This window comes from Streptomyces sp. NPDC048415 (genome assembly GCF_040651675.1).
GTDB lineage: Bacteria > Actinomycetota > Actinomycetes > Streptomycetales > Streptomycetaceae > Streptomyces.
The window spans coordinates 1-11,115 of sequence record NZ_JBEZKJ010000158.1 but is presented as its reverse complement, the minus strand read 5'-3'; the positions used below and the strand labels follow the sequence as shown (position 1 = coordinate 11,115).

At 70.2% G+C, this 11,115-nt stretch carries 7 protein-coding genes and 1 pseudogene; 4 read left to right on the top strand and 4 right to left on the bottom strand.

Annotated features, from left to right (window positions below; translation table 11 throughout):
• The first annotated feature begins 413 nt into the window (after positions 1 to 413).
• Positions 414 to 863 (top strand): PTS glucose transporter subunit IIA, encoded by a 450-nt coding sequence (locus AB0D27_RS43615; protein WP_362520739.1) that lies wholly within the window; start codon positions 414 to 416, stop codon positions 861 to 863.
• Positions 864 to 939: 76 nt separating this feature from the next.
• Positions 940 to 2,610 (top strand): phosphoenolpyruvate--protein phosphotransferase, encoded by a 1,671-nt coding sequence (gene ptsP / locus AB0D27_RS43610; protein WP_362520738.1) that lies wholly within the window; start codon positions 940 to 942, stop codon positions 2,608 to 2,610.
• A gap of 72 nt (positions 2,611 to 2,682) precedes the next feature.
• Here ptsP and AB0D27_RS43605 read toward each other — a convergent pair whose 3' ends face one another.
• Positions 2,683 to 3,576: a hypothetical protein gene (locus tag AB0D27_RS43605; protein ID WP_362520736.1), complete on the bottom strand. Its 894-nt coding sequence runs from the start codon at positions 3,574 to 3,576 to the stop codon at positions 2,683 to 2,685.
• 22 nt (positions 3,577 to 3,598) lie between these two features.
• Positions 3,599 to 4,807, bottom strand: a complete 1,209-nt coding sequence (locus AB0D27_RS43600; protein ID WP_362520733.1) for an MFS transporter — start codon at positions 4,805 to 4,807, stop codon at positions 3,599 to 3,601.
• 132 nt (positions 4,808 to 4,939) lie between these two features.
• Between AB0D27_RS43600 and AB0D27_RS43595 the strand changes: the two genes are divergently transcribed.
• Positions 4,940 to 6,259, top strand: coding sequence for an aminotransferase class I/II-fold pyridoxal phosphate-dependent enzyme (locus AB0D27_RS43595; protein WP_362520730.1), 1,320 nt, complete (start codon positions 4,940 to 4,942; stop codon positions 6,257 to 6,259).
• Here the strand turns inward: AB0D27_RS43595 and AB0D27_RS43590 are convergent, their stop codons facing one another.
• Positions 6,260 to 8,227, bottom strand: coding sequence for an acetoacetate--CoA ligase (locus AB0D27_RS43590; protein WP_362520727.1), 1,968 nt, complete (start codon positions 8,225 to 8,227; stop codon positions 6,260 to 6,262).
• A 213-nt stretch (positions 8,228 to 8,440) separates the two neighbouring features.
• On the opposite strand from AB0D27_RS43590, the gene AB0D27_RS43585 reads away from it, so the two are divergent.
• Complete coding sequence (locus AB0D27_RS43585) at positions 8,441 to 10,804, top strand: TIM-barrel domain-containing protein (RefSeq protein ID WP_362520724.1); 2,364 nt, start codon at positions 8,441 to 8,443, stop codon at positions 10,802 to 10,804.
• Between the two features lie 68 nt (positions 10,805 to 10,872).
• Here the strand turns inward: AB0D27_RS43585 and AB0D27_RS43580 are convergent.
• Positions 10,873 to 11,019: pseudogene (locus AB0D27_RS43580) on the bottom strand (NUDIX hydrolase); the annotation flags it as partial.
• Positions 11,020 to 11,115 lie beyond the last annotated feature (96 nt).

The following is an 11,115-nucleotide window of genomic DNA, read 5'->3' as shown; positions in this document are numbered from 1 at the left end:
TTTTGGCACGCTGTTGAGTTCTCAAGGAACGGACGCTTCCTTTGTACTCACCCGAGAGACTCTCTCAGGCTTTCCTCCGGGCGCTTCCCTTCGGTGTTCCAAACTCTATCAGTGTTTTTCCGTCTCTCTGACCACGGTTCTGCGGACATGCAGAACCAGACCCCGAGATAGGATCTGACAAGTTGGGTGCTGCCAGGCAAGGACGCTTGGTTGCGTCGCTCGGCCTCAAGCAGGAGTACGACTGTACAGGGGGGCCCGGAGCGGGCGCAAATCGTTTGCGCTGTGCTCTAGGGCCGTCAACCGGGCCGTCTCATGCGGAACCGCCAGTTCATATGACATACCCTGCTGAACAGTGTGCCGTCCGGGACAGGTAGTGACGGCCCATATACATCTCCACCCCTGGGAGGCTTCCCATGACCACCGTGACGTCCCCTCTTGCTGGACGTGCCATCGGACTCGCCGCGGTACCGGATCCCGTGTTCTCCGGAGCGATGGTCGGCCCCGGCACCGCGATCGACCCCGTGCGTGAGCCCTCGGAGGCTGTCGCCCCCGTGGACGGCGTGATTGTCTCTCTTCACCCCCATGCCTTCGTGGTCGTCGACAGCGAGGGCCATGGTGTGCTGACGCACCTGGGCATCGACACCGTCCAGCTCAATGGCGAGGGTTTCGAGCTGCTCGTCAACAAGGGGGACACCGTGACGCGCGGCCAGGGCGTCGTGCGGTGGAACCCGACCGCCGTCGAGGAGGCCGGCAAGTCCCCGGTGTGTCCCATCGTGGCGCTCGAGGCCACGGCGGACTCTCTCTCCGAGGTCCGTGAGGACGGCGATGTGAAGGCCGGCGACACCCTCTTCAGCTGGCAGTGACATCGGTGCCGTCGTAGACGGCTGTTTGTACAACCACCGCGGCGGCGGGACCGCCGCACTATCGGAGACGGGTGAGATGGAGACAACGCTGCGAGGCGTCGGCGTGAGCCACGGTGTGGCGATCGGCGAGGTTCGGCATATGGGAACGGCGGTTCTTGAACCGCCTGCCAAGCAGATCCCTACGGAGGAGGCGGAGCGCGAACAGGGGCGTGCCCGCATGGCCGTGGAGGCTGTGGCAGCCGACCTGATTGCGCGCGGCAATCTGGCGGGGGGCGAAGCCCAGGCGGTGCTCGAGGCTCAGGCCATGATGGCCCAGGATCCCGAGCTGATGGCGGACGTGGAACGGCGAATCGCAGTCGGCAGCACGGCCGAGCGCGCGGTCTATGACGCGTTCGCCGCGTACCGTGCGCTGCTGGCCGGTGCCGGTGAGTACCTCGCCGGGCGCGTCGCCGACCTCGACGACGTGCGGAATCGTATCGTCGCGCGTCTGCTCGGGGTGCCCATGCCGGGTGTCCCGGACAGCGATGAGCCCTACGTCCTTATTGCTCGTGACCTCGCGCCCGCGGACACCGCGCTGCTCGACCCGACCCTGGTGCTCGGATTTGTCACCGAGGAGGGAGGGCCGACCAGCCACAGCGCGATCCTGGCGCGTGCGCTCGGTGTGCCTGCCGTGGTGGCGCTTCCCGGCGCGGGCGAGATCGCCGAGGGCACCGTGATCGCGGTGGACGGCAGCACCGGTGAGATCTTCGTGGAGCCGAGCGCGGAGAAGAAGGCGCAGCTGGAGGCGGCGGCAGCTGAGCGCAAGGCGGCGCTGTCCACGTCCACGGGTCCAGGTGCCACGTCCGACGGTCACAAGGTGCCGCTGCTGGCGAACGTGGGCGGTCCCGCGGACGTGCCGGCCGCCGTTGAGGCCGGTGCCGAGGGCGTGGGTCTGTTCCGTACCGAGTTCCTCTTCCTGGACGACAGCAAGAACGCGCCCTCCGAGGAGAAGCAGGTCGAGGCATACCGGCAGGTGCTCGAGGCCTTCCCCGAGGGCCGAGTCGTGGTGCGTGTGCTCGACGCGGGCGCCGACAAGCCGCTCGACTTCCTCACTCCGGCCGACGAACCCAACCCGGCACTGGGTGTGCGGGGTCTTCGGTCGCTGCTCGACCATCCCGAGGTGTTGCGTACGCAGCTGACCGCGCTCGCGAAGGCTTCCGAGGGGCTGCCGGTCTACCTCGAAGTGATGGCCCCGATGGTCGCGGACCGCACGGACGCCAAGGCGTTCGCTGACGCGTGCCGTGCGGCCGGGCTGCAGGCGAAGTTCGGCGCGATGGTGGAGATTCCGTCGGCCGCGCTGCGGGCCCGGTCGATCCTGCAGGAGGTCGAGTTCCTGTCTCTGGGGACCAACGACCTCGCGCAGTACACATTCGCTGCCGACCGGCAAGTGGGTGCGGTGTCCCGGCTGCAGGACCCGTGGCAGCCCGCGCTGCTCGACCTGGTCGCGCTGTCCGCCGAGGCGGCGAAGGCCGAGGGCAAGAGCTGCGGTGTCTGCGGTGAGGCAGCGTCGGACCCGCTGCTCGCGTGCGTGCTGACCGGTCTGGGTGTCACCTCCCTGTCGATGGGTGCCGCGTCGATTCCCTATGTCCGTGCGACGCTCGCCAAGTACACGCTGGCGCAGTGCGAGCGTGCCGCCGCAGCCGCGCGTGCCACGGACACGGCGGAAGAGGCGCGCACGGCGGCGCAGGCGGTGCTGTCCGGCGAGTAGCCGGGCCGGCCGACCGCGCGACGGCCGGCGTCGAGGGGCGCTCCACCTGCGGTGGGGCGCCCCTCGCGCGTTTCAGTGCGCGTGCCTCGTCCGTGGGCCTCCCTCTCCGAGGTCGGGTGGTTCGCAGTAGTCGACACCCGATTCCGGGGAGACGAGGTCTCCGGAGTCGGCGTCGGTGCAGTAGGCGTCGAAGACCTCCGCGGCGGTGAGCGGTTCCAGGTCTTCTCCGCGCAGGCGCCATCCGTAGACGCGGTCGGTTGTCTCGGGCGCTGTGGTGCGCATGACGAGGCCTCCGGCGCTCCGGGTGGCGATGCCGAGGGCGAGGACGGTGGTGAATTCGAGGGCTTCCGACTCGTCGAGGCGGTTGGCGCCCGCGGTGTCGTCGTCGGCCCGGAGTACCGCGACGAGTGTCTCGGGAGCTGCCGCGACGCTGCAGACGAGGTGGAGGGCTCCGCGGTCGGCGGTGTCGAGGACGCGGGAGAGCAGGTGCGAGGCGCGGACGAAGGAGACGCGGCCGATGTCCTCGCCGCATGACGCGCAGTTACCGATGCGGGCCAGGAGTGTGGTCGCATACTCCCAGGTGGCTTTGCGGACGGCCTCGTCGACGAGGTCCGGGACGAGTTCGCCGAGGGGCTGTCCGTCGTACGGAATGGTGGGGCCGGTCGTGGCCAGTTCGGCGGTGAAGCGTGTGCGGCTGGCCGGGGCGTCGGGCTCCAGACCGCTTTCGGCGCAGAATTCGGCGTACTCCTCGGGGTCGAAGAGTGCCACCGTCGTGTGGCTTCCCTCGGCGGCGAGGGTCCTGAGCAGGAATTCCACCTGTTTGAGGTAGGTCGTGTGATCGTCGAAAGCGAAGGTGCGGTATCGCCGCATCGCCGTGAAGTCCTGTTCGTCGGTCAACAGGCCGATGGTTCCGGCGATTTCGCGGCGCAGCACGCGTCGCATGGTCTGGTGCTGGGTGTCCGTCATTCTTCCCCCTGTGCGCAGTCGATCAATGCTCACTCACAGTAACTGGCGGCACTGACAACGCCGGGCGAGCGAGGCGATCACGCACGAGGCGGTGCTGAAACATGCAGGTCACGGCTATGGCCGTGCCGAAGAGGGTCCATCCGAGTGGGCCGGTGGCGATGGCCGCGGTGACGGCGAGTGGCCCGGCGCTGCGTTGTGCGGACTGCGCGAGCCCGTGAACGCCCAGGTAGGCGCCCTGAGCCGTGTCGGGCGCGAGGGCGACGGACAGTTCCCAGGAGACGGTGGCGTGGAGCATCTCGGCCACGGTGAAGGCGGCGGCCGCGGCGGTGAGGAACAGGGTCGCGGTGATGGTGCCGCCCGTGGCCGACAACGCCATGGTGACACCGCCCAGGGCGAAGACCGCGGACAGCGGGAGCAGCAGGGCACGGGCGGCGGCGGTTGTGGCGCCGAACCGGGCCAAGGGGACCTGGAGGGCCACCACCATCACGTTGTTGAGGACCATGAGCAGCGGTGCGAGGCCATGGGGTGCGTTGTCGGAGTGCGCGATCCACAGCGGCAAACCGATCTTGAACACGGCGTCATCGAAGAAGAGGACGGTCTCGGTGGCGACGTAGGCGAGATAGGCGCGGTCGCGCCAGGGGCCGATCGGCCGCGTCGCTGGGGCGGCGTCTTTCGACGTGGCGATCGTGCGGGTGGCCGAGGGCGGTTCACCACAGCGCGTGGTGACGAGGGCGACGGCCACGAACGAGACGGCGTCGCCCACGAGGAGCCATTGGTACGCGGTGGTGGTGCCGACGGTGAGGGCCCCGGCGGCGGCGAGGCCGCCCACGGCCCAGCCGGCGTTGGCGACGGTTCGGTTGACGGCCTGGTAGCGGACGCGGTCCGGTCCCGACACGCGGGTCGCGTAGAGCTTGGTGAGGACGTTGGCGGCGCGGTCGCCAAGGCTGCCGACGGCGGAGAAGGCCAGCAGGAGGGCGTAGTTGTCGGTGGTGAGCAGCGCCAAGGAGGCAAGGGCCCGCAGGATCTGGAGGGCGGTCAGGACGCGGGTGAGGGGCAGCCGGTCCGCGATGCGGCCGCCCAACGGTGCGCCGGCGATGCCGATGGCTCCGGACACGGCGACCAGGGTGCCGACCTCCGGGACGGAGAGACCGGTGACGTAGGTGAAATACAGGACGGAGACGGAGGCCCACAGGCCACTGCCGATCCGGTCGACGAGGGCGATCCAGAGCATTCTGCGACCGTCGGGGCCTCCTGGGATGCGTGTTGACCATGCGGCGGCGCGGCGCATCACGCCCACTGCTTCCCCTTGCCTTGTCACTGCTCCCCCTTGCGTTCAATTATGTATTGATACATACTTGCCAACGTGGCAACACAATATGGGATCAGTGGTACGACGGCCAAGGGGATTGCCTCGTCCGTGGAACGAGGTGTGACGGAAGGCGTGTTGGAACCGGGCACGGCACTGCCTCCGGTGCGTAGGCTCGCCGACGAGCTGAGCGTGAGCCCGGGGACGGTCGCGACGGCCTACAAGGAGCTGCGGGGACGCGGAATCGTGGTGACCCGCGGGCGCGGCGGAACCGTCGTCGCCGCCGCGCCCGCGGTGGCGTCGCGACGGCCGCCGAAAGTGCCGAACGGCTTGCGCGACTTGGCGGGCGGTCATCCGGACCCCGAACTGCTGCCCCGTCTGGTGCCCCCCTCGCGGCTGTCTCCTGGTGCGCGATCGCATCGCGGTACGCCGCGTCTGGCACGGCTCGAGGAGGCGGTACGCGACTGGCTGGCCGCCGAGCGGGTGCCGACGGACCACGTGACGTTCGCACACGGTGCGCTCGATCTCATCGGGCGGCTGCTGTCGGTGGAGTTGCGGCCGGGGGACGCCGTGGCCATGGAGGACCCCGGCTATCACCATCTGCTTGACCTCGTCACGGCATTGGGGCTGCGTACCGTTCCGGTCGCGGTGGACGACCAGGGGATGCTGCCCGAGGCGTTGCGCGCCGCGCTGCGGTCGGGCGTACGGGCGGTGGTGTGCAGTCCGCGCGCGCAGAACCCGTACGGCGGGTGTTTCTCGGCCGGGCGCCGGGACGCGCTGGTCGAGGTGCTTCGGGAGGAGCCCGATGTGCTGGTCGTGGAGAACGACCACGCTTCCGCCGTCGCACACGCGCCTCTGCACACGCTGACCGCCGGCGGTCTGACCCGCTGGGTCCATGTGCGGACCGTGAGCAAGTTCCTGGGAACCGATCTGCGGTGGGCCGCGGCGGCCTGTGACCCCACGACGCTGGCCCGGCACGACGGTCGACTGCTGCTGACGTCGGGCTGGGTCAGCCACCTGTTGCAGGAGACGGTGTACGGGCTCCTGACGGACGACGGCACGCGCGCGTTGGTCGCGCGCGCCCAGGAGACGTACGGGCAGCGGCGCGACGCCCTCATCCGCGAGCTCGCCGAGCGGGGGGTGGAGGCCCACGGCGTGAGCGGAATGAACGTCTGGGTGCCTGTGCGGGACGAGTCGGCCGTCGTGAACGGGCTGCGGTCGTACGGCTGGTGGGTCGCGGCGGGTGCCCGCTTCAGGATCACCTCCGGACCCGGTGTACGGATCTCGGTCGCGGAACTCGAACCCGTCGACGCGGCGCGCCTGGCCTCGGACTTCGCTGCCGTGCTCGGCGAGTCCGAGGCCACCTACGGCGGCTGATCAGGCGCGCTTGCGGGCCAGGTCCTCGTAGAAGCGCAGCAGTTCGACGTTGTCCACGGAGCCGACGTTGACCGCCTTTTCCAACGAGGCGCCCTGGAGAAGGCGTTTGACCGGGACCTCGATGCGCTTGCCGGTCAGGGTGTGCGGGACTCCGGGGACCTCGATGACTTCGTCCGGCACGTGGCGCGGGGAGAGCTGGTCGCGGATGGTCTGCTTGATGCGGCTCAGAAGTGCCTCGTCGAGTACGGCTCCGGGGGCGAGGTGGACGAACAGGGGCATCCAGTAGCCGCCGTCAGGCTGTTCGATGCCGATGACGAGCGACTCCTTGATCTCGGGGAGCCGCTCGACGGCTTCGTAGATGTCGGCCGACCCCATGCGCACGCCCTGGCGGTTGAGTGTGGAGTCCGAGCGGCCGTGGATGACGACGGAGCCGCGCGAGGTGACCGTGATCCAGTCGCCGTGCCGCCACACTCCGGGATACGTGTCGAAGTAGCTGTCGTGGTAGCGGCTGCCGTCGGGGTCGTTCCAGAAGTGGATCGGCATGGACGGCATCGGATTGGTGACCACCAGCTCGCCGACCTCGTCGGTGAGCGGTTTGCCACTGGGGTCCCAGGACTGGAGATCGGTGCCCAGGCCGGGAGCCTGGAGTTCGCCGATGTACACCGGGAGCGTGGGTACCGCTCCCGCGAAGCAGGAGCAGACGTCCGTACCGCCGCTGACGGAGGCGATCCACAAGCCGTCGCGGACCTCGTCGTGCAGCCAGCGGAAACCGTCGGGCGGCAGGGGCGATCCGGTGGTGGCGACGCACTGCACGCGCGCGAGGTCGAAGTCGCGGGAAGGGTGGACCCCCGCCTTGCGACACGCCATGACGTACGCCGCGGACGTGCCGAAGAAGGTCGCCCCCGTGTGTTCGGCGATGCGCCACTGGGCGCCCGTGTCCGGGTAGCCGGGGCTGCCGTCGTACAAGACGATCGTCGTGCCCGTGAGCAGTCCCGAAACGAGAAAGTTCCACATCATCCAGCCGGTGGACGTGTACCAGAAGAAGCGGTCCTCGGGGCCCAGGTCGCAGTGCAGGCCGAGCTGCTTGAGGTGCTCGACCAGGATGCCGCCCTGGGACTGGACGATGGCCTTGGGGAGACCGGTCGTGCCGGAGGAGTAGAGCACCCACAAGGGGTGATCGAAGGGAACCTGCTCGAAGACGGGCTCCACGTCGGCAGAGGTCAGGGCGGACCATTCCAGGGCTCCGTCGGGCGCCTGGGTGCCGAGCAGCGGGATGTGGACGACGGCGCGCAGGGTGGGCAGCTCGCTGCGCAGCTCGGCGACGGTGTCGCGGCGGTCGTGCTCCTTGCCCCCGTAGCGGTAGCCGTCGACCGTGAAGAGCACCACGGGTTCGACCTGCTGGAAACGGTCGAGGACGCTGCGGGCGCCGAAGTCGGGGGCGCAGGACGTCCAGACGCCGCCCACGGCGGCCGTGGCGAGGAGGGCGACGACCGCTTGCGGGACGTTCGGGAGATAGCCGCTGACACGATCTCCGGGACGCACGCCGAGGGCGCGCAGCTCGGCGGCCAGGGAGCCGACCTGGCGGCGCAGCTCGGACCAGGTCACACCGACGGGCTCCTGTGTCTCGTCGACATACAGGAGGGCCGGTTCGTCCGCGCGTGTCTGGCTCGCGCGCAGGGCGTGCTCGGCGTAGTTGAGGGTCGCCCCGGGGAACCATTCGGCTCCGGGCATGGAGCGGTCGCCGAGCACGCGCGCGTAGGGGGTCGAAAAGTGTACGTCGAACCACTCGGTGACGGCTTTCCAGAACGTGTCCAGCTCGTCCACCGACCAGCGGTGCAACGCCGCGTAGCCGCCGTCGGCCGGGGCTCCGTGCTGCTCGGCCGCCCAGGCCTGGAACTTGGTGATCTGCGCCTGGGCGATGCGTTCCTCGGTGGGCTGCCAGAGCGGCGAGGGGTTCGCGGTGGACATGGGGCGGCTCCCGGACTGTGCGCGTCGTGTGCGTCTGTCGCGCACGAGCTGGGGTGTGCGCGTCACGCGGCTGACACGGACGATGCCATGTGATCGACTTCTACACCAGGGTGCGCCACACATAGTCGCCGACGTGAAGATGTGCCCCCACCACGGGTGAACGGCAGTTGAACGGCTCACCCATACAGCGCCGGCAATGGCAGGGTGAGCAGCATGGACGGTCGTGACCTGGTGCGTTCGGTGAAGGCGGTCGGTTCGGCGGGGGCGGCCCAGGGGGTACGTGCCGTACGGGCCGCGTGGCGCAGGAGGCGTGCCGACGCCGTCGGACTGCCGCAGCGCGGCGCCGAGCGTGCTCGGGTGCCCGGGCCCGTACGCGATGTGGAGCCGGGCCCCGGCGGTGGGGTAGTGCGGTTCGCCCGCTCCGAGCTGCGGATCACGGTGGCGGTGAACGGAGCGGTGTTCTGGGGCTGGGACGGGGCCGGCCCGGAGCCGTCGTACGCGCTCGCGGGCCGCTGCCCGGAGCCGGATCCGCGGGCCGTCCTGGAGCCGGACAAGGAGGGCGGCTGGCGGGTGGTGGCCGAGCGGGCGACGGTCGTGGTCTCTCGGCACGGCGCCGTCGAGGTGCGCACCCCTGGTGGCGTGATCCTGCGCCGCGATCTGCCGCCGCGTTGGTGGGAGCCAGTCGACGGCGGCGGAGCGCGCTGGATGCAGCGATCCGAAGTGGCCGCGGACGCGCGGTTCTTCGGGCTGGGCGGGCGGGCGGCGGGCGCCCGGCTGCGCGACGGGACGTACCGGATGTGGAACACCGATCCCGGCCAGGCCTTCAGGCCCGGGGACGATCCGCTGTACATCACCATGCCCCTGCAGACGGTCGTCGCCGACGCGGCCACGCATCTCGTGTTCCACGACGCCTCGTGGGACGGCACGATGACGTTGCGCGAGGGCGAGGAGGGGGCCGGCTCCGGGCACGACCGGGCCGGGACGTGCGAGCTGCGGATGGACGGCGGCCCGCTGCGTTGCTGGGTGATGGTGGGCACTCCCGCGCGCGTACTGCACGCCTGGGCCTCGCTCACCGGGGCGCCCGCGCTGCCGCCCGCATGGGCGTTGGGCCACCATCATGCGCGGTGGGGATTCGGCAGCGAGCAGGAGGTGCGGCGAATCGTCGCGGGCTACCAGGAGCGCGGTCTTCCGCTCGACGCGGTCCATCTGGACATCGACCACTACGACGCGCACCGGGTCTTCACGGTCGACCGCGAGCACTTCCCGAAGCTGCCCGTGCTCGCCGATGAACTGCGCCGCGACGGCATTCGCCTGGTGTCGATCATCGACACGGCGGTCAAGGCCGAACCGGGCAACGCCGTGTACGACAGCGGGCTCGCCGAGGACGCCTTCGTACGGGACGCGTCGGGGCGGCTCGCGCGGGGTGTCGTATGGCCTGGTGAGTCGGTCTATCCGGACTTCACGCACGCGCGCGTGCGGCGCTGGTGGGGCGGACTGTACGCGGAGCGGCTCGCGCAGGGCTTCGCTGGGTTTTGGCACGACATGAACGAGCCGACGTCTTTCACGGCCTTTGGGGAGTCGACGCTGCCGCGTTCGGCCCGGCACTTCCTGGAGGGTCGCGGCGGAGACCATCGCGAGGCGCACAACGTGTACGCCCTGGGCATGGCCCGGGCCGGGTACGAGGGCCTGCGTGAACTCGCGCCCGAGCAACGGCCGTTTCTCTTCTCGCGCTCCGGGTGGGCCGGAATGCAGCGCTACGGGGGGACCTGGTCCGGGGACGTGGCCACGGGCTGGCCCGGGTTGCGGGCGTCGCTGTCCCTGGTGATGGGGCTCGGGCTGTGCGGGGTGCCCTACTCGGGACCCGACGTGGGCGGTTTCGACGGGAGCCCGTCGCCCGAGCTGTATCTGCGGTGGTTCCAGCTCGGCGCGTACCTCCCGCTGTTCCGTACCCACGCGAGCCTGCGCGCGGGGCGCAGGGAACCCTGGGAGTTCGGTGACGAAGTCCTGGAGCACGCGCGCGTGGCGCTCGTCGAACGGCGGCGTCTGCTTCCGTACTTCATGACGCTGGCGCATCTGGCGCGCCGCACGGGCGCTCCGTACGTGCGGCCCCTGTGGTGGGGCGCGCCCGAGGACCGGGCGCTGCGCGACTGCGAGGACGCCTTCCTGCTCGGCGACTGTCTGCTGGTGGCGCCCGTAGTGGACCACGGGGCGGACCGGCGTGCGGTGCAGCTGCCGCGGGGGCGTTGGTACGACACGGTCACCGAGGAGGCGTACGAGGGGCCGGCCCAGGTGCTGATCGACGCCCCTTTGTCGCGGATTCCGGTGCTGGCGCGGGCAGGCGCCGTCGTGCCCGTACGGGGCGCCGACGGAGGTCTGGAACTGGAGGTGTGGGCTCCCGCGCGCGGGCGTACCGGAGGTGGGCTCGTCGTACGGGACGCGGGCGACGGGTGGGACGAGCCGGAGATCGAGCGGTATGTGGTGCGGTGGCAGGGACGGAACGTGGTGGTACAGCGTGAGGATGACAGCCTGAGCGAGCCGCCGTATCCGGTGCGGGTGCGGGGGCTCGGCGCGCTGTGATCGAGGGCTGAGCGGGCCGAACAGGCTCGCTCAGGTGGGCACGCAGTCCCTGGGGACGCCCGGACCCCTCAGACGTACCGTCCTTCGAACCACGCGCGCACCGCCAAGGTGTGCAGGGGGAAGACCAGTTCGGTCGCCCTGCGCAGCAGGTGCCAGCCCTCCGTCTCGTCCGTGGCGGCGGACGGTGGCAGGTCGGCCGCGGGGCGTTCCGGGAGGCGCCTCGGCTGGTTGCTCGCCGACTCGCCGCCGGCCTCCTTGCTGGGTGCCTGCCTCTGGAACCACCTGACCCTCAGAGGTTTCATTGGTCATAC